An 18,075-nucleotide genomic window follows, 5' to 3' on the forward strand; every position below is an offset into this window, starting at 1 on the left:
CGATCGTCAGGCAAGGCCCGCTTCCGCCAGAACCCTGTCGATGAAATCCTTCTTCGCTCCGGTATAGGCGGCTCGGCTCTCGGCATATTTTTGCGCAAGTCCGATCTTCAGCTCCTCATAGGCCAGCGCAAGGGCTGGATCGCCCTGCAGCCTGTCGCGGAAGAAGATGTCCCGCCTCCAGTTGAAGCCCTGATATTCGACGACATGGGCGAGATGCGTGCGCGTCTCGCCCATGACACCGCGGCCGAAGAGATGGTCGTCGGGTACGATGTCGGCACCGGCATAGTCATAGCCGATCGCCTCCATAGGCTTGATGCAGGCAAGTCCGTCATCAAGGCGGCGAACGCCGATCAGGATATCGATGATCGGTTTCGCCTTGATGCCTGGAATGGCAGTGCTGCCGAAGTGCTGTATATCGATTGCCAGAGGGCCAAGCGCGTCGCGGATCCTGGCCTCTTCCAGCAGATAGGCCTCCTGCCACTTGGCGTTGGGGTCGGCGAGTCTCACTGCCAGATGTGGGACGCCCAATCCAAACGATTCATCCTGCTCCTGCTGCATGGAAAACGTCCCTCACGTTTCGTTTTCCTATTCTAGCATTCTGCAGGCACAATGGCATCTGCCCGTGAGGCCGATCAGTCGTAGAACGCCTCGACGAATTTGCGCTTGCCGAGCATGAAGGCATCGGCGACATGGCGCAGCGGCGCCAGATCGACATCCGACTTGCCGGCCTTGATGAGCTCGGCGAAACGGCGATAGAGCGACGGATATTCGGCTTCCGGTGCAGAGAATGTCAGCGCGCCATTGACCGAGAGCTTCGAGCCGCCTTCGGAAAGAACCATCTGTCCGGCTGCCGTCTCCGCGATGATGTCCCAGCTCTGCTTGCCCGTCTGGCGCCAGTCGAATTCGGCGTGAACAGGAACGTGATCGACATTGCGGAAATGCAGATCGGCAGCAATCGGCGAGTCGCGGTTTTCAGGGAATTCCAGCGTGCCGGCGCTAAGGAACATCGCCTTCGGCAGGATATGCGTGACGATCGAAAGCGCGTTGATGCCCGGATCGAAAACGCCGAGACCGCCGGCCTGCCAGATCCATTCCTGGTTCGGATGCCAATGGCGCACGTCTTCCTTCCAGATGACGTGCATGCTCTTGATCTCGGTCGAGGCGAGGAACGATTTGGCAGCTTCGACGGCCGCTGCATAACGCGAATGCCAGCTTGCAAACAGCGTCGCACCCTGCTTGTTCGCGAGGTCCTCCAGATCCGCCACTTCACTCAGCGTCGCGCCCGGCGGCTTTTCAAGGAAAACGTGTTTGCCGGCGGCCAGCGCCTTGTAAGCCGCTTCATAGCGATACTGCGGCGGCATGCAGAGCGAAACGGCATCGATCGATGGTTCGGCGTCGAGCATGTCGTCGATCGACGTATAGGCGGTAACGCCGTCGACCGTACCGTTGCGGCTTGCCGTCGCCACCAGCTTGAAATCGGCATTGGCAGCGATGGAGGGGAGGTGCTGGTCGCGGACGATCTTGCCGACGCCAACGATGGCGAGGTTGATGGCTGACATTGTAAAGCTCGCGTTCGGTGTTTCGCTAAAAGTATGACTTATTGCGCGCCGTTTTATCAGAAAGCGGTCTGCGGGCAAGTCTGGTCTTTAAGAACAGACGACGCGATTTTTGGGTAATTGTCTAGCTCTTGAAGAGCGCGATGGTTCTTGCGCCGCAGCAAAGTATCTAGAGACAGTTACCTGCGCTGGCGGAGTCTCAGCTCGCCATGGCTCCTTCATATTCAGCGGAGAGCTCCAGCCATTGCTCCTCGGCGGCAGCGAGCCTGGCGGCTGCTTCGCCACGCTGCCTAGCTTTGTCGGCGGCCTTGGCGGGCGCCTTTTCATAGAGCGCCGGATCCGCAAGTTCCGCATCAAGTGCCTGAATCAGTTTCTCCAGCTTGCCCGTCAAGGATTCGATTTCGTTGATCTTTTTCTTGAGGGGGGCGAGCGAAGCACGCCTGTCGGCATTCAGCTTGCGCTGGTCGGCCTTCGAGGACTGGTCTTCAGACTGCTTCTGTTTTTCGTCGTCTTTTTTTTTGCCGGAAGCGACGATCAGGTCGCGATATTCTTCCATATCGCCTTCGAAACTCGTCACCGTGCCGTTGTTGACCAGCCAGAGGCGGTCGACGGTCGCTTCGATCAGGTGCCGGTCGTGCGAGATCAGGATGACGGCCCCGTCGTAGTCGTTCAGCGCCTCGATCAGAGCGCGGCGGCTGTCGATGTCGAGATGGTTCGTCGGCTCGTCAAGGATCAAAAGGTTCGGCGCATAAAAGGCGGCGAGCCCCATCAGCAGGCGTGCCTTTTCGCCACCCGAAAGATCTTTCGCGGCCGTCGCCATCTTCTCGGTCGCAAGGCCCATCTGCGCCACGCGGGAACGCACCTTCGCTTCGGGCTCCGTCGGCATCAGCCGCCGCACATGTTCGACAGGCGTCTCATTTGGTACGAGATCGTCGAGCTGATGCTGCGCGAAGAAACCAATCTTCAGCCCCGGCGCCAGACGCACTTCACCGCTCTCGGCCGCCAGCCGTCCCGAGATGAATTTCGCAAAGGTCGATTTGCCGTTGCCGTTCGAGCCAAGCAGGGCGATGCGGTCGTCATTGTCGATGCGCAGGTTGAGCCCCTTGAGGATCGGCTTGCCGGGTTCGTAGCCGACTGCGCCGCCGCTGACCGCGACGATCGGCGAGGCCGGCTGCTTTTCGGGTTCGGGGAAGGTGATCGGCTGAACGTGATCCTCGATCACGGCCGCGACCGTGCCCATGCGCTCCAGCGCCTTGACACGCGATTGGGCCTGCTTCGCCTTGGAGGCCTTGGCCTTGAAGCGGTCGATGAAGCTCTGCAGATGCTTGCGCGCCGCATCGTTCTTCGCCTTGGCCTTTATCTGCAGTTCGTCGGCTTCCGCCTTCTGCCGCTCGAACTGGTCGTAGTTGCCGCGGTAGAACGTGAGCTTCTTCTGATCGAGATGCACGATCGAATTGACCGCGTTGTTCAGCAGATCGCGATCGTGGCTGATGATGATGACCGTGTGCGGATAGCGGCGGATGTAATCCTCCAGCCACATCGTGCCTTCGAGGTCGAGATAGTTGGTCGGCTCGTCGAGCAGCAGCAGGTCCGGCTCGGTAAAGAGCACGGAGGCGAGCGCCACGCGCATGCGCCAGCCGCCCGAGAAGGAGGATGCGGGCCGGGCCTGCGCTTCCTGATCGAAGCCAAGGCCCGAGAGGATGCTGGCGGCGCGTGCTTCCGCCGAATGGGCGTCGATATCGACGAGGCGCATTTGGATTTCGGCGATACGATGCGGATCGGTTGCGGTTTCCGCCTCGGCAAGCAGCGCGGCGCGCTCCTTGTCAGCAGAAAGCACGATCGTGATCAGCGAATCCTCGATTCCCGGCGCTTCCTGCTTCACCTGTCCCATGCGCGCATTCTTGGGAATCGATATTGTCCCGCTTTCGGCGCCGAGGTCACCCGTTATGACGCGGAAGAGGGTGGATTTGCCGGCGCCGTTGCGCCCCACGAGCCCGGCCTTCGTGCCTGACGGCAGCGAGACGCTGGCATGGTCGAGGAGCAGGCGGCCGGCAATGCGGGCGGAAATGTCTGAAATCGTGATCATGCGCGCGGTTTTGGCCGAAAGCCGCCGCCAAGGCAAGATGGATCAGCGGCGTGTTTGCCACTGTTTGCCATCAATAGCGCACAGCGGAACGCCTTACCGGCCGAAGGCTTGCACCGGCAGGCGCGGATTGGACTGGGCGGCAAGCAGCGCCACGCGTGCATTGGCCTGAAGCTGCCCGGGTGTGGCCGCATCGCCGCTCAACGCCACGCCGACCGAAATCGTCAAACCGCTTGCATCCGAAGTGTCCGACGCTGCGAAAACAAGATTGTCCTCGACGGAACTGCGCAGCCGCTCGGCGATCGCCAATGCATCCTGCTTGCCGACATTGGCAAAGAGGAAGGCGAATTCGTCGGCCTCCAGGCGCGCAATGAAATCGTTCTTCTTCACCGTCTTGCGGAAGAGGCCGGCAAGCTTCTTCAGGAGCTTGTTGCCGGTCTGCGCGCCGTAGCGGGCGGTAAGCTCCTTGAAATCGTCGATGTCGATCATGATCAGCGCGCTGCCGGCCGCACCCTCTTCCTGACCGTAGAGATCGTCGAGCGCACGGTTGAGTCCGATACGGTTGGGCAGGCCGGTGATCTTGTCCGTGATAGCAGCCGTCTGCACGGCGGAAATGCCACGCTCCAGCGCCGTCAGCCGCTCAATATCCTCTTCCAGCTTTGTGCCGATCGTTCGTTCTGCTGCAAGGACGGCCGAAAGCGAGGCGGCGAGATATTCGACCTCGGCCATGAAATCGGCAAGGCTCTGGTGCTCCTGCTGACCCGAGACGGATTTGAGGATGGTCTCGCAGGCGCGCGCAAAGGCCTGGTGATGCAGGCGCCCCTCGGCCAGTCGCTCCGCCGTTTCCTTAAGCATTCGGCTCGCCTCGTTGCGCGAGCGGTCGCCCGCCAGCCCGTAATGGCCGACAAGCCGGTAGCGCAGGCCGAGTTCGTCCAAGGCTTCCTGCTGCGGATGCGAACCGAGGGCTGCGATATCCTGCGCCAACCCGGCATTCAGGCCGATCAGTGCCTCGTGGAACAGTTCATAGTTGCGCGGCAGGCCCGCCACGTTCAGCCGCATCATGTGCTGAGCAACTTTCTGCACGTCGGCCGCCGGCGCCGGCCGGGTCGCCTCGTGCGCATTCAATGCATTTGCAACGGCACTCTGCATGACGATCCCCTCATTGCCGTTGGTTCTCTTGGGCCATCGGCTCTTCTGCTTCCGCTATGCAGGCAAGCTTTTAAGAGACATTGAATTTTCAAAGGTTGTGGGGCGGAAGCCGCAAAACCGGTTAATGCACCCTTGCTGCGTCCCGATCGGGAATGGCCGTGTCCGTTTCAGCAACAGACGCGATGGGCGCCATGAAAATTCCTGATTTGATCGCGCCGGCTTTCTGGCGTGGAATGAACCCGTTGCGATTGCGAAAGGATGGCCATGACCAGAGCTCTCTATTCCCTGTGCGGCGCCGACGCGCGTCATTTCTTCTCGCCGCATTGCTGGAAGGCGGTGATGGCGCTTGCCCACAAGGGCCTCGATTTCGAGGAGGTGCCGACGACTTATAGCCGCATCGCCGCGATCGGCGGCGGCTTCTCCAAGACCGTGCCGGTCCTGGATGACAATGGCCGGCTGATATCAGACAGTTTCGATATCGCCCATTACCTGGAAGATGCCTATCCGGACCGTCCGTCGCTTTTCGGTGGCGAGGGCGGCAAGGCTCTGTCGCGCATGGTCGAGGGTTATTCGCAGATGATCATCCATCCGGCGATCATGCGGATCGCGCTTCTCGATATTCATTCTATTCTCGATGAGGGCGACAAGGCCTATTTCCGCGTCAGTCGCGAAGGCCGCCTGGGCAAGCCGCTGGAGGATTTCGCCGCCGGCCGCGACGCGGAGAGAGAGGCCTTTGCCGCCAAGCTGGAACCGATGCGCCACATGTTGCGCTTCCAGCCCTTCATCGGCGGCGACAGCCCGCTCTTTGCCGACTACATCGTCTTTGGTGCGCTGCAATGGCTGCGCATCGCCGCAGGCCTCGCCATGCTGGCCCCTGACGACCCCGTCATGGCCTGGTTCGAACGCTGCCTCGATCTTCATGAAAGCCGGGGCCGGACTGTGACAGCGGCGTGAAATTGCCGGAGCCCCCTTGTTTTCGGGCGGTGAGGCGGGTAAAGACCGCCCACTTTTCCCTGAGTATGAGGATCCGAATTATGGCGATTGAACGCACCTTCTCGATGATCAAGCCGGATGCAACGAAGCGCAACCTGACGGGCGCTATCACCAAGATGCTCGAAGATGCCGGCCTGCGCGTCGTCGCCTCCAAGCGCGTCTGGATGAGCAAGCGCGAAGCAGAAGGCTTCTACGCCGTTCACAAGGAACGTCCGTTCTTCGGCGAACTCGTTGAAGGCATGACCTCCGGCCCGACCATCGTTCAGGTTCTGGAAGGCGAAGGCGCCATCCTGAAGAACCGCGAAATCATGGGCGCGACCAACCCGGCAAACGCTGCCGAAGGCACGATCCGCAAGGTTCACGCTCTGTCGATCGGCGAAAACTCGGTTCACGGTTCCGACGCTCCGGAAACCGCTGCCCAGGAAATCAAGTACTGGTTCTCCGACACCGAAATCGTCGGCTGATTCAGCCCCAGAGCATTCCCTCGGAATGCATTGAATTGACTCATGAAAGCCGGGTTCGTCCCGGCTTTTTTATGTCCCGGGTTCAGGCGGGGCATTTGTCAGTATTGGAAAAATCCGTCGATCCTTCAGATTTGAAAACCTCCGGGTTCTTCTCGTATCCGGCACCGAGAACCAGCGGCTTGCTCGGCAAGACACTCTGGTCGAGATCGGATTTGAACTGCGTCTTCAGCTCCTGCAAGAGCTTGCCGTCCTTGTCGACCAGCCTGACGGTGACGGCATAGGGCCGGTCCTTGCGCACGCAATGCAGGTTCTCGCTCTGGACTGAAATCTTGTCCTCCATCGGAAACACCTTCTGGTTCAGCACCAGCGGCGCTCCGCCCTGCGGGTTTTCGAATTCGGCGACGATGGTCGAGCCATCGGGAATCGGCGCCGTCTTCTTCAGCGTCAGCAGATAGGTGGCGCTTGCGACGCGGTAGTTGAAGACGAAGAGATGGCCCGTCACTTCCAGCATGCTTTCGGCCTCGCGCTGGCAGGCGGAGAGCACAAGCCCCGCTGCCGCTAGGGCCGTGATGATCGAGCGCCGCTTCATGGCGTCTCCTCCTTCTTTTTCCTCCGGTAATGCCTGTTGGCCTTGGCGCGGTTGCCACAGACGGCCATGTCGCACCAGGCCCGGCTTTTGTTCTTGCTGCGGTCGATGAACAGCCAGCCGCAATTGCCGCAAATCTTCATCCGCTCCGGATCGGGCATGGCGATCAGCCGTAGAACCGAATGGGCCGTCGCCGCATCGAGACCCTTTTCCTCAGCACCCCGCAGCGTGCGCGCCAGCGCTTCCAGCAGTTCGGCAAGAAGCCGGTCGTCATTGCCTTCGAGCACGCGTTGGCGGAAGTAGCGGTCCGTCGCTTCGCGCAGTTCGATGAAGTTGGCTCTATTCTGCGCTCCAACCGGCACTATGTCGCCAAAAAGTGCCCGTTCGGCGCAGAATTCCTGCGCCGCCTCGGGGAAACGCTCCATCTGCCCTTCGGCCTCGAAGCGGTCGATGCGGCGCGCAGTATCGTGACGCAGGATGACGCTGTTGGCGACATCGAGCGCCAATGCGCCGCCGGAAAAACGGTGAGGGGTCCAGGAGAAGCTCATGGGAAAAATATAACTGGTAAAACACATTTTGCCAGTTATTATTTTAGGCCGATCTGGAGTGACCGAATGGCCTATCTTCTGCAGCAACTGGCGAATGCGGTACCGCTCGCAGCGCTCTACGCCACGCTTGCCTTCGGTTATTCGATCGCCTTCGGTGTCACCAAGCGCCCCGACATTACCTATGGGGCGATTATCGCCTTTGCCGGCCAGATCCTGCTGCTCTTCACGGATATGGCCTATAACCGCCTCTGGCTGGTGCTGCCGGCGGCGATCGCGATCGGCATCTGCGCCTCACTGATCTATTCGGTGGGGGCAGGGGTCTGGATCGGCCGCTTCGTCATGCAGCCGCTCGCCAGCAAATCGCCGAACACGGTCATCGTCGCCGCACTCGGCATGATGATCGTGCTGATGGAGACGGCGCGCCTTGCCGCCAATACCCGCGCCATCTGGTTGCCGCCGCTGTTGAGCGACAACGTGACCTTCTGGAGCGACGGCACCTTCAAGGTCACGCTCACCTATATCCAGCTTCTGGATACCGTCCTGATGTGCGCGATCATTGCGATCGGCGCATGGATCCTGAAGCGTACCTCCTGGGGCCGCCTATGGCGCGCGGTCATCGACGATCCGCTCGCCGCCGAACTCTGTGGCACCAGCGCCAGCCGTGTCTTCCTGGTGTCTTATGGGGCGGCGGCGCTCGTCGCCACCTGCTGTGGCATCCTTGCAACCTTCTATTACGGGTCGATGGATTTCGGCGCTGGGCTGATGTTCGGCCTCAAGGTGCTGCTGATCGCGGCCGTCGGCGGCTATTCCGATCCGCTGCGCTCGGCGGGTGGTGCCGCCGGTCTGGCGCTTGTCGAGACGCTCTGGGGCGCCTACGGGTCCTTCATCTGGCGCGATCTCGCCATCTTCTCGCTGCTAGTGTTCCTGCTGGTGCTGAGCAGGCGCGAGCGCGTCGTGCTCTGACTATTTCCAGCGGTCGCGCGCGGTGTTGTCGGCATCCTTAGCCGCGATCCAGTCGCCGGTGCCACCGTCCTTGCCGTGTTCCTTCTTCCAGAAGGGAGCCGAAGTTTTCAGGAAATCCATGACGAAGTTTGCACCGTCGAAGGCCGCCTGCCGGTGCGGAGCTGCGGCGACGACTAGCACGATATTTTCGCCGGCCGCGATCTTTCCGAAACGATGGATGGCGGTCAGGCCATCGAGCCCGAACCGTTCGATGGCGAGCTCGCCGATGCGGCTCATCTCCGCTTCGGCCATGACGGGATAATGTTCGAGCTCAAGCGCCGACAGTGTCCCGCCCTCATCGCGGCAGAGACCGGAGAATGTGACGATTGCGCCGATGCCGGGCTTGCCTTTGGAAAGCCGGTCAACTTCCGCCTGCAGATCGAAGTCCTCGCGCTGGACGCGGATGGTAGGGGTAATGGTCACAGCAGGCTCCTCCTCCCGGCGGGATTGGCTGTTCTCAGCCACCCGTCATCGGCGGGAAAATGCCGATTTCCTTCGCGCCTGTTATCGGCTCGTCATGCTCCACATGCTCCTGATCGATCGCGACCCGGATCACATCGGGATATTGAAGAGCCATCTCATATTCTTCGCCCAGGCCCTTCAAATGGTTCAGAAGATCGGCAACGCTGACGACGGAAGCGGGGAGGTCGATTTCCTCTTCTCCCTTGCCGATGCGTTCGCGCACCCACGCGAAATAGACAAGCCGTGTCATTCTTCGTCGTCCACCACGTGTTTCAGCCCGGCGCGGAAATAATCATAGCCGGTATAGATCGTCAGAAGTGCGGCGATCCAGAGGAGCGCGATCCCCGTCCAGGTCGTATAGGGGAAAATGGCGTCGCCCGCCGGGCCGGCAAGCAGGAAGGCAATGGCGACAAGCTGCAGCGTCGTCTTCCATTTGGCAATGCGCGTCACCGGCACGCTGACTTTCAGCCCCGCAAGATATTCGCGCAGCCCCGAAACCAGGATTTCGCGGCACAGGATGATGATCGCCGCCCAGAGCGACCAGCCGGCAATCGTGCCGTCGGCAGCGACCAAAAGCAGGATGGCGGAAACCAGCAGCTTATCGGCGATCGGGTCCAGCATGCGGCCGATATTCGACGTCTGGTTCCAGATGCGCGCGAGGTAGCCATCGAGGAAATCGGTGAGCGAGGCGATGACGAAGATCCACAGCGCCACCCAGCGCGCCGTATCGCTGCTGCTCAGCCGTCCTTCGATGAAGAAGCAGACAACGATCAGCGGCACCGCCAGGATGCGGCCGTAGGTCAGGAGATTGGGGATGTTATACGCACGCGATGCCATGATGCGGTTCTCTGTATTGATGCGGCGGTAGATGACGGCTTTGCCCCTCGACCGTCAACATTCTTTCTGTTTTTTCGCTGCCTTTGCGTGGAATTTGCGACCGGCACCGCTTATTTCGCGGCGTCGTCGTGAAAATGATTATAGACCTGCTTTGCGACGGTCTCGGAAATCCCTTCCACCGCCATGAGATCGGAAAGGGCAGCGCGCGACACCGCCTTCGCCGTTCCGAAGTGCTGCAGCAGCGCCCGCTTGCGGGATGGGCCGATGCCGCCGATCTCGTCGAGCGGGTTCTTGACCATCTCCTTCTTGCGCCGCGCCCGATGAGAGCCGATCGCGAAACGATGCGCCTCGTCGCGCATACGCTGGATGAAGTAGAGAACCGGATCGCGCGGCGGCAGTGTGAAGCTTCCCTTGCCGGGAGCGAAGAAACGTTCACGGCCGGCCTCACGGTCCACACCCTTGGCGACGCCGATGGCGATGACGTTGTCGGTAATGCCGAGCTCTTCGAGGATTGCCCGCACCGCCGTCATCTGCCCCTGGCCGCCGTCGATGAGGATCACGTCGGGCCAGGCCGGGAAGGGCATATCGGCCGCATCGGCAGCGGAAACCTGCGTGCTACGATCCGGGATGCCCTCTTCCTTGAGCAGGCGCGCGAAGCGCCGCGTCATCACTTCGCGCATCATGCCGAAGTCGTCGCCGGGCGTGATCTCCGTCGATTTGATGTTGAACTTGCGATACTGGTTCTTCACGAAGCCTTCCGGCCCTGCGACCACCATGCCGCCGACCGCATTCGTGCCCATGATATGCGAGTTGTCGTAGATCTCGACGCGCTGCGGCACATAGGGCAGGCCGAATGTGTCCTTGAAACCTTCCAGCAGCCGCGACTGCGAGGCCGTTTCGGCAAGCTTGCGGCCATGCGCCTCGCGCGCGTTGGCGACGACATGTTCGACAAGGTCGCGCTTTTCACCGCGCTGCGGAATGAGGATGGAAACCTTGTGCCCGGCCTTTTCGCTGAGTGCGGCGGCAAGCAGCTCCAGCTCCTCCACCGTTTCCGACAGCATGATCTGCCGCGGCACCGGCTTGTCGTCGTAGAACTGCGCGAGGAAAGCGTTCAGCACCTCGGCGCCGGAAAGCTGCGGATCGGCCTTCGGGAAGTAGGCGCGGTTGCCCCAGTTCTGGCCAGTGCGGAAGAAGAAGACCTGGATACAGGAAATCCCGCCTTCGTGATGGATGGCGAAGACATCCGCCTCCTCGACGCCGGCAGGATTGATGCCCTGGTGGCTCTGCACATGCGAGAGCGCGGCAAGACGGTCGCGATAGATCGCGGCGCGCTCGAAATCGAGGTCCTCGGCGGCGGCGTTCATCGCCTCCGCGATATGCTCCTTCACCTTCTGGCTCTTGCCGGACAGGAAGTCCTTGGCTTCCTGAACCAGCTCCGCATAGCCCTCGTCGCTGACCTCACGGGTGCAGGGCCCGGAACAGCGCTTGATCTGGTAGAGCAGGCAGGGCCGGGTGCGCGTCTCGAAGACGCTATCGGTACAGGTGCGGATCAGGAAGGCGCGCTGCAGCGAATTGATCGTGCGACCGACCGCGCCTGCCGAAGCAAAGGGGCCGAAATAATCGCCCTTGCGGGCGCGGGCGCCGCGATGCTTGAAGATGGCCGGTGCCCGATGATCGCCGGTAATCAGGATATAGGGAAACGACTTGTCGTCGCGCAGCAGCACGTTAAAGCGCGGCCGTAAGCGCTTGATGAGATTCGCTTCCAGCAGCAGCGCCTCTGTCTCCGTCCGCGTCGTGACGAATTCCATATTGGCGGTCTGGCGCACCATCTGGGCGATGCGGTTGGAGTGTACGCGACCCATCGCATAGTTACCGACGCGCTTCTTCAGGCTGCGGGCCTTGCCGACATAGAGAACGTCACCCGCCTCGTTGAACATGCGGTAGACGCCGGGACTGTTCGGCAGGCGCTTGACGAATTCGGCGATCAGATCCGCACCGACAAGGCCGGTTTCATTGATGCTGCCGGCATTCCAGTCGACCGACGCAGAAATCGGCGCGGCAGAGGCTTCGCCTTCCACCTCGATGATGTCGTCGTCGTTCTCGTCAGTCTCGTCGTAAAGAACACCGCCATCGGGCAGCTTCTTGGCATTCATTCCTTGATCTCCAGCACGTCCGGCGTCTGCCATGCGAGATGCTGGCCGCCGTCGAGTGCAATCATCTGACCCGTGATCGAAGGGGTCTCGAACAGAAAACGAATCGTTCGGCCGAATTCCTTGAGCTCAGGTCCCCGCTTCAAGATAAGGGCTGAAACCTGCGCTTGGAAGTCTTCCTGCAATTGCCGTTCGCTCGGCATTGTAGGGCCGGGGCCGATCGCGTTGACGCGGATGCGCGGCGCCAGCGCCTGTGCCATGGTCTGTGTCGCCGTCCACAGCGCCGATTTCGACAGGGTATAGGAGTAGAAGCTCGGCCGCAGCGCCCAGACGCGCTGGTCGATAATGTTGACGATCAGCCCTTCGGCCGTTTCCGGCAGCTGTTCGGCGAATTTAGCGGCGAGTATCGAAGGCGCGCGAACATGGACGGCGAAATGCTCGTCCCACACCTGCGCATCGAATTTGCGGAGCGAATCCTCGAGAAAAATCGACGCGTTGTTGACGAGAAGATCGATCGGGCCGAGCGCCTCGCAAGCCTTCCCGACAAGTCCTCCGGTCTCATCGATTTTGGCGAGATCGGCCTTGATCGCAACCGCTTGATGGCCCCTTTGCCGCAATTCCGCCACAAAATCCTCAGCCTCGGCGAGCGAGCCGTTGGCATGGATTGCGACCGAAAATCCATCAGCAACAAGGTCTTCGGCGATTGCCCGGCCTATTCTTTTGGCAGCACCCGTCACAAGCGCCGCGCGAAGTCTTTTCTTGGTCAAGATGCTGCCTTCTGGTCCAGCGAGTTCGTTTGCTGACTATATAAGGGCAGGCTCTGATTATATAAATAGGCCGAAAACATTGCCTGTTCGGTCCGGATATTCTATGTATTATTTGCGATCGCGATTTATTAAAATAAGTATTGTAAGTTTAACTGTTTATTATCCTTAATAAACGGTATGTTGCAGCCAAGCAACATCGAATTTCTGCCGCCGCGGAGCCACAATGATATCACAATTTGGCTCTTTCAAATCCGCATTTGCATTCCAATTTCTCTCTCGAACCGGAAGGGACATTTAGTAATCCCCCGTGAATGCTTCGCCGAAGTTTGAGTTGACGAGCGCGCGGGACTGAAAGGAGATAATTATGCGTATACTTTTTGCTGGTCTCATGGCTTCCGCTCTCGCCGTTGGCGGTTTCTCGGTAGCCCAGGCAGCCGATGCCGTGGACCAGGTCCCGCAGGCACCGGTCGCTGAGGACACCCCGGCTCCGGTCAACAACTGGCAGGGCTTCTACCTTGGTGGCGCCGCGACCTATAATGCGGGCAGCTTCGGTTCCGACCGCAACACCTATGATTGGGGTGGTCAACTCTTTACCGGCTACAATTTCCAGCAGGGCCAGATCGTTTACGGCGCTGAAGCCGATCTCGGTTATGGCAATGCAGACGTCACCCAGGGTGGCATCAAGAACAAGACCGACTGGAACGGCTCCGTCCGCGGCCGCGTCGGTTACGACCTGAACCCCTTCCTGCTCTATGGTACTGCAGGTCTGGCGCTCGCCAACACCAAGGTTTCCGACGGTACGTCTTCCGACAGCAAGACCGCCTATGGGTATACGGTCGGCGCCGGTGTTGAAGCTTTCGTGACCAACAACATCACGACGCGTCTCGAATACCGCTACACCGACTATCAGGACAAGGACTACAACCTGAACTCCGGCAGCGTTTCGCGCGGCTTCGACGAAAACAGCGTCAAGGTCGGTATCGGCGTCAAGTTCTAATTCGGATCACACTGAATACGAGAAAAGCCGGGCTTTGTGCCCGGCTTTTTTGTTGTCTTCGTCGATCCCAGGTCTCTCAGATCCTGCAGATCTCTCAGGCCCTTCAAATCTTTCAGGCTTGAGGCTTCAGCCGTTCATAGCCGTCGAACTTCTTCTCGAATTCTCCCAGCCAGCCGATCAGCTCGGCATGGTCTTCTTCCCACTGGCCCTTGAAGCGCAGGTCGAGGTAGCCGATCGTGGCGGCGAGTGCGAAATGCCCGCCATGCAGCCTCTTGCCGAGCTTCGGCGTATTGGCCGCCAGATAGTTCAGCGCAGTGGCGACCTTCTTCCATTGACGGTCGATCCAGGGCTGATGCACCTTTTCTTCATCGCGGAAGCGGCGCTCATAGACGATCGCCAGCAGGCAGTCGCAGAGGCCGTCGCAAAGCGCTTCCAGCACTTCGGCATCGGTGCGTTTGCCCTTCTTGGAAGGGTAGAGCGCGCCCTTCGTCATCCGGTCGAAATAATGCATGATGGCGATGCTGTCGAAGATGGAAACACCGTCATCCGTCAGCAGCGTCGGGATCTTGCCGAGCGGATTGTTGTCCACGAGGATCGCCGGTCCCGCATTCGTATCGACCCGTATTTCCGTGATCTCCAGGCCGAGATGGCGGGCAGCTAAGCGCACCTTGCTGGAAAAAGGCGAGGTCGGAGAGCAGAGAAGCTTCATGGGGCACCTTTTTGGTATACGGATGGCGCCGGACTATTCCTAGGCGCCGAGTCGGTCAATCGGCCTTGACAGGCTTCGTCTCTGCGCGCAGCCAGAAGGCCCGTTGCGAGGCGAAACGGTCCTGCGCCAGATGGTCCTTCAGGGCCGGCAGCAACTGGTGCAGCTCGTCCTTCAGCGTGAAGGGCGGATTGACGATGATAAGGCCCGAGCCTGTCAGCCCTGTCGTCTCTCGGTCGCTGCGCACGGCAAGTTCGGCGCAGAGTATCTTCGGAATGTCCGTCGCCTGCAGCGCTTCGTGGAATTCCTTGATCGGCGCACCCTTTTTCAACGGATACCAGAGGCAATAGGTGCCGCCAGGAAAGCGCCGATAGGCCCTGGCGAGGCCATCCACCAGTCGTTCATATTCGCCGTCCTCCTCGAAAGGCGGATCGACGAGCACGATTCCGCGCTTTTCCTTCGGCGGCAGATGCGCGCCGAGCGCCAGCCAGCCGTCAAGCTCGGTGATGCGCGCATGGTGATCGCCTTCGAAGACGCGGTGCAGCCGGACAAAATCTTCCGGGTGCAGTTCCATCGCCGAAAGCCGGTCCTGCGGGCGGAAGAGCATGCGGGCAAGCTTCGGCGAGCCGGGATAGAAGCGCAGGCCGCCCTGCGGGTTCAGTTCGCGCACGGCAGAGAGATAGGGCTCCAGAAGCTCGGAGACCTGCGGCCCAAGATCGGTCTCCAGGAGCTTGCCGATACCATCATGCCATTCGCCGGTCTTCTGCGCTTCCTCGGAGGAGAGATCGTAGAGGCCGATACCGGCATGTGTGTCGAGCACGCGGAAGCCCGCGTCCTTCTTCTGCATGTAGCGGACCAGCCGCGCCAGCACCGCATGCTTCAGCACATCGGCAAAATTGCCTGCATGGTAGATGTGGCGATAGTTCATTTTCGCTGATGCCTGTTATGAATTCGGACCATTGGGAGTTTTTGTGCCTTTTGGGCGGTCGAGCCTTGGCATATAGAAATCGCATGAACATTGCGACCCCCATCCACGCCAAATCCCGGATCGGTCACACGGCCTGTCCGCACGACTGTCCCTCCACATGCGCACTGGAGATAGACCTGACGGAAGACGGCCGCATCGGCCGGGTCCGGGGCGCCAATGACCATTCCTACACGTCGGGCGTCATCTGTGCCAAGGTCGCCCGCTATGCCGAGCGTCTCTACCATCCCGATCGTCTCATGCATCCGTTGCGCCGCACCGGCGCTAAGGGGGCGGGCCAGTGGCAGCAGATCTCCTGGGATGACGCGCTGGACGAGATTGCCGAAGCCTTCGTGAAGGCCGAGGCAAAGGATGGCAGCGAAGCCATCTGGCCGTATTTCTACGCCGGCACCATGGGCTGGGTGCAGCGCGACTCGATCGAGCGCCTGCGCCATGCAAAGCGCTATTCCGGCTTCTTCTCCTCGATCTGCACCAACCCCGCCTGGACCGGCTTCACCATGGCGACAGGCATGCTGCGCGGCCCGGATCCACGCGAGATGGCGCGCACCGACTGCGTCGTCATCTGGGGCACCAATGCGGTTGCCACGCAGGTCAATGTGATGACCCACGCGATCAGGTCGCGCAAGGAGCGCGGCGCCAAGATCGTCGTCATCGATATCTACGACAATCCGACGATGAAGCAGGCCGACATGGCGCTCATCGTCAAGCCCGGCACCGATGCGGCACTTGCCTGCGCCGTCATGCACATCGCCTTCCGCGACGGTTATGCCGACCGCGACTACATGGCGAAATATGCCGACGATCCCGCCGGCCTCGAAGCGCATCTGGAGAAAAAGACACCGGAATGGGCCGCCGCCATCACCGGCCTTTCGGTCGATGAGATCGAAGCCTTCGCCAAGCTCGTCGGCACGACGAAAAAGACTTTCTTCCGCCTCGGTTACGGCTTCACCCGTCAGCGCAATGGCGCGGTCGCCATGCATGCGGCCGCCTCGATCGCCACCGTGCTCGGCTCCTGGCAATATGAGGGCGGCGGCGCCTTCCATTCCAACAGCGATATCTTCCGCATGAACAATGCGGAGCTGACCGGCAAGTCGATGAAGGATGCCGACATCAGAATGATCGACCAGTCGCAGATCGGCCGTGCGCTGACCGGCGATGCCGTCGCACTCCGCCATCGCGGACCAGTGACGGCCATGCTGATCCAGAACACCAATCCGGTGAATATCGCTCCGGAACAGCGGCTAGTGAAGCGCGGCTTTGCCCGCGACGATCTCTTCGTCGCCGTGCACGAGCAGTTCATGACCGAGACGGCCGATATGGCCGATATCGTCATTCCCGCCACCATGTTCGTCGAGCATGACGACATCTACCGCGCTGGCGGTCAGAACCATATCCTGCTTGGGCCGAAGCTCGTCGAGCCGCCACTGACCGTGCGCACCAATCTTTTCGTCATCGAAGAACTGGCCAAACGTCTCGGCGTCGCCGATCGCCCCGGCTTCGGCTTCACGGCGCGCGAGATGGTCGATCGCGTTCTGGCGGCGAGCAACCTGCCGGACTACGACTATTTCCTCGAGCATAAATGGTTCGACCGCCAGCCAGCCTTCGAGGAAGCACATTATCTTGATGGTTTCGCCCATCCCGACGGCAAGTTCCATTTCCGACCGGACTGGGTGAACGATCCCGCACCGAACAAGCCGCCGGCTTCCGTCGGTACGCTCGGCCCTTATGCAGAGCTGCCGCCGTTCCCGGATCAGGTCGATGTCATCGAGCTCGCCGATCCCGCGCATCCCTTCCGCCTGGCGACCTCGCCGGCGCGCAACTTCCTGAATTCGAGCTTCTCGGAAACCAAGACCTCACGTCAGAAGGAAGGCCGCCCGGAAGTGATGATCAATCCCGCCGATGCTGAGGCCAATGGCGTCGATAACGGCGATCTCGTCCGCATCGGCAATATCAGAGGCGACCTGCGCCTCCACGCCCGCGTGACGACAGAGGTCAAGCCCGGCGTGCTGATTGCCGAAGGCCTCTGGCCCAACAAGGCGCATGTCGACGGCGAAGGCATCAACGTACTCACCGGCGCCGATCCCGTGGCGCCCTATGGCGGCGCTGCCGTCCATGACAACAAGGTCTGGCTTCGCAAGGACGTCATATGACGCAATCTAAGGCAAAAGTGGAAATCGTCGGCAAGGAGATACTGTCCGACGGCTGGACGAAGCTGACCAGTTACCGGATCGATTACACCGACCGGAATGGTGTGACGCATCGCTTGCCGCGCGAGGTCTATCACCGCACGCCCGCCGCCTGCATTCTGCTTTACGATCCCAAGCGCGATGTCGTCGTGCTGGTGAAGCAGTTCCGTCTGCCTGCCTATGTAAACGACGATCCCGCCTGGATGATCGAAGTCCCGGCCGGCCTGCTCGACGGCGATGAACCCGAGGCCGCGATCCGTCGCGAGGCGATGGAGGAGACCGGCTATACGGTCCGCGACATCCGTTTCCTTTTCAAGTCCTATCCGGCTCCGGGCTCCATTACCGAAGTCGTACATTTCTTCGCAGCAAGGATCGATACCGCCGACCGCACATCCGACGGCGGCGGCCTTGAGGAAGAGCATGAGGATATCGAGGTGCTGGAAATCCCGCTCCCGGAAGCCCTTGCGATGGTCGAAAAGGGCGAGATCATCGATCTCAAGACGATCACGCTGCTTCAATGGGCGCTGCTGAATAAGGGCAAACTTCGATAGCGGGTGAGACGATCGACGCCTGATTCGTCGAGTTACATCCGAGGCGGATCGAC

19 protein-coding genes are annotated in these 18,075 nt (G+C 60.6%); 6 read left to right on the forward strand and 13 right to left on the reverse strand.

What is annotated here, in order from left to right; translation table 11 throughout:
* Positions 1 to 6 precede the first annotated feature (6 nt).
* From AB8B33_RS04795 to AB8B33_RS04810, 4 genes are all read right to left on the reverse strand, one after another.
* Positions 7 to 558, reverse strand: coding sequence for a GrpB family protein (locus AB8B33_RS04795; protein WP_439014531.1), 552 nt, complete (start codon positions 556 to 558; stop codon positions 7 to 9).
* Between the two features lie 74 nt (positions 559 to 632).
* Positions 633 to 1,559 carry a Gfo/Idh/MocA family protein gene (locus tag AB8B33_RS04800; RefSeq protein WP_439014532.1) on the reverse strand — a complete coding sequence of 309 codons (927 nt, stop codon included), beginning with the start codon at positions 1,557 to 1,559 and terminating at the stop codon, positions 633 to 635.
* Positions 1,560 to 1,755: 196 nt separating this feature from the next.
* Positions 1,756 to 3,642, reverse strand: coding sequence for an ABC-F family ATP-binding cassette domain-containing protein (locus AB8B33_RS04805; RefSeq protein WP_439014533.1), 1,887 nt, complete (start codon positions 3,640 to 3,642; stop codon positions 1,756 to 1,758).
* A 93-nt stretch (positions 3,643 to 3,735) separates the two neighbouring features.
* A complete protein-coding gene (locus AB8B33_RS04810; protein WP_439014534.1) occupies positions 3,736 to 4,788 on the reverse strand; it encodes a diguanylate cyclase domain-containing protein in 1,053 nt (350 codons plus the stop codon).
* A 264-nt stretch (positions 4,789 to 5,052) separates the two neighbouring features.
* Here AB8B33_RS04810 and AB8B33_RS04815 point away from each other — a divergent pair, with 264 nt between their 5' ends.
* Together AB8B33_RS04815 and ndk are read left to right on the forward strand one after the other, a co-directional pair.
* A complete protein-coding gene (locus tag AB8B33_RS04815) occupies positions 5,053 to 5,742 on the forward strand; it encodes a glutathione S-transferase family protein (protein ID WP_439014535.1) in 690 nt (229 codons plus the stop codon).
* Between the two features lie 80 nt (positions 5,743 to 5,822).
* Entirely contained in the window at positions 5,823 to 6,245 is a 423-nt protein-coding gene (gene ndk / locus AB8B33_RS04820) for a nucleoside-diphosphate kinase (RefSeq protein WP_007820064.1), read from the forward strand.
* Between the two features lie 82 nt (positions 6,246 to 6,327).
* On the opposite strand, the gene AB8B33_RS04825 is transcribed toward ndk, so the two are convergent.
* Complete coding sequence (locus AB8B33_RS04825; protein ID WP_439014536.1) at positions 6,328 to 6,834, reverse strand: hypothetical protein; 507 nt, start codon at positions 6,832 to 6,834, stop codon at positions 6,328 to 6,330.
* Positions 6,831 to 7,379, reverse strand: a complete 549-nt coding sequence (locus tag AB8B33_RS04830) for a CGNR zinc finger domain-containing protein (protein WP_113323398.1) — start codon at positions 7,377 to 7,379, stop codon at positions 6,831 to 6,833. Before AB8B33_RS04830 ends, AB8B33_RS04825 begins: the two co-directional genes overlap by 4 nt.
* A 66-nt stretch (positions 7,380 to 7,445) precedes the next feature.
* Here AB8B33_RS04830 and AB8B33_RS04835 point away from each other — a divergent pair, with 66 nt between their 5' ends.
* Positions 7,446 to 8,342, forward strand: a complete 897-nt coding sequence (locus AB8B33_RS04835; RefSeq protein WP_439014537.1) for a branched-chain amino acid ABC transporter permease — start codon at positions 7,446 to 7,448, stop codon at positions 8,340 to 8,342.
* On the opposite strand, the gene AB8B33_RS04840 is transcribed toward AB8B33_RS04835, so the two are convergent.
* The 5 genes from AB8B33_RS04840 to AB8B33_RS04860 form a co-directional block, all read right to left on the reverse strand.
* Positions 8,343 to 8,804, reverse strand: coding sequence for a molybdenum cofactor biosynthesis protein MoaE (locus AB8B33_RS04840; RefSeq protein WP_439014538.1), 462 nt, complete (start codon positions 8,802 to 8,804; stop codon positions 8,343 to 8,345). It lies immediately after the preceding gene.
* A 34-nt stretch (positions 8,805 to 8,838) separates the two neighbouring features.
* Positions 8,839 to 9,093: a molybdopterin converting factor subunit 1 gene (moaD, locus tag AB8B33_RS04845; RefSeq protein ID WP_007820055.1), complete on the reverse strand. Its 255-nt coding sequence runs from the start codon at positions 9,091 to 9,093 to the stop codon at positions 8,839 to 8,841.
* Positions 9,090 to 9,680 carry a CDP-diacylglycerol--glycerol-3-phosphate 3-phosphatidyltransferase gene (pgsA, locus tag AB8B33_RS04850; RefSeq protein ID WP_113323400.1) on the reverse strand — a complete coding sequence of 197 codons (591 nt, stop codon included), beginning with the start codon at positions 9,678 to 9,680 and terminating at the stop codon, positions 9,090 to 9,092. Before pgsA ends, moaD begins: the two co-directional genes overlap by 4 nt.
* A 110-nt stretch (positions 9,681 to 9,790) precedes the next feature.
* On the reverse strand, positions 9,791 to 11,833 hold the full coding sequence (uvrC, locus tag AB8B33_RS04855; RefSeq protein ID WP_439014539.1) for an excinuclease ABC subunit UvrC: 2,043 nt from the start codon (positions 11,831 to 11,833) through the stop codon (positions 9,791 to 9,793).
* On the reverse strand, positions 11,830 to 12,597 hold the full coding sequence (locus AB8B33_RS04860; RefSeq protein ID WP_439014540.1) for an SDR family oxidoreductase: 768 nt from the start codon (positions 12,595 to 12,597) through the stop codon (positions 11,830 to 11,832). The genes uvrC and AB8B33_RS04860 overlap by 4 nt, the downstream gene beginning before the upstream one ends.
* A gap of 364 nt (positions 12,598 to 12,961) precedes the next feature.
* Here AB8B33_RS04860 and AB8B33_RS04865 point away from each other — a divergent pair, with 364 nt between their 5' ends.
* Positions 12,962 to 13,594, forward strand: a complete 633-nt coding sequence (locus tag AB8B33_RS04865) for an outer membrane protein (RefSeq protein WP_439014541.1) — start codon at positions 12,962 to 12,964, stop codon at positions 13,592 to 13,594.
* A gap of 112 nt (positions 13,595 to 13,706) precedes the next feature.
* Here the strand turns inward: AB8B33_RS04865 and AB8B33_RS04870 are convergent, their stop codons facing one another.
* Complete coding sequence (locus AB8B33_RS04870; RefSeq protein WP_439014542.1) at positions 13,707 to 14,303, reverse strand: glutathione S-transferase; 597 nt, start codon at positions 14,301 to 14,303, stop codon at positions 13,707 to 13,709.
* Between the two features lie 55 nt (positions 14,304 to 14,358).
* Positions 14,359 to 15,228, reverse strand: a complete 870-nt coding sequence (locus tag AB8B33_RS04875; RefSeq protein ID WP_439014543.1) for a 23S rRNA (adenine(2030)-N(6))-methyltransferase RlmJ — start codon at positions 15,226 to 15,228, stop codon at positions 14,359 to 14,361.
* 17 nt (positions 15,229 to 15,245) lie between these two features.
* Here AB8B33_RS04875 and AB8B33_RS04880 point away from each other — a divergent pair, with 17 nt between their 5' ends.
* On the forward strand, positions 15,246 to 17,435 hold the full coding sequence (locus AB8B33_RS04880) for a molybdopterin-containing oxidoreductase family protein (RefSeq protein WP_439014544.1): 2,190 nt from the start codon (positions 15,246 to 15,248) through the stop codon (positions 17,433 to 17,435).
* Positions 17,432 to 18,022 (forward strand): NUDIX domain-containing protein, encoded by a 591-nt coding sequence (locus AB8B33_RS04885; RefSeq protein WP_439014545.1) that lies wholly within the window; start codon positions 17,432 to 17,434, stop codon positions 18,020 to 18,022. Before AB8B33_RS04880 ends, AB8B33_RS04885 begins: the two co-directional genes overlap by 4 nt.
* Positions 18,023 to 18,075: the final 53 nt, after the last annotated feature.

Origin of the sequence: Rhizobium sp. 768_B6_N1_8 (genome assembly GCF_051811225.1) — a bacterium.
Lineage (GTDB): Bacteria > Pseudomonadota > Alphaproteobacteria > Rhizobiales > Rhizobiaceae > Rhizobium.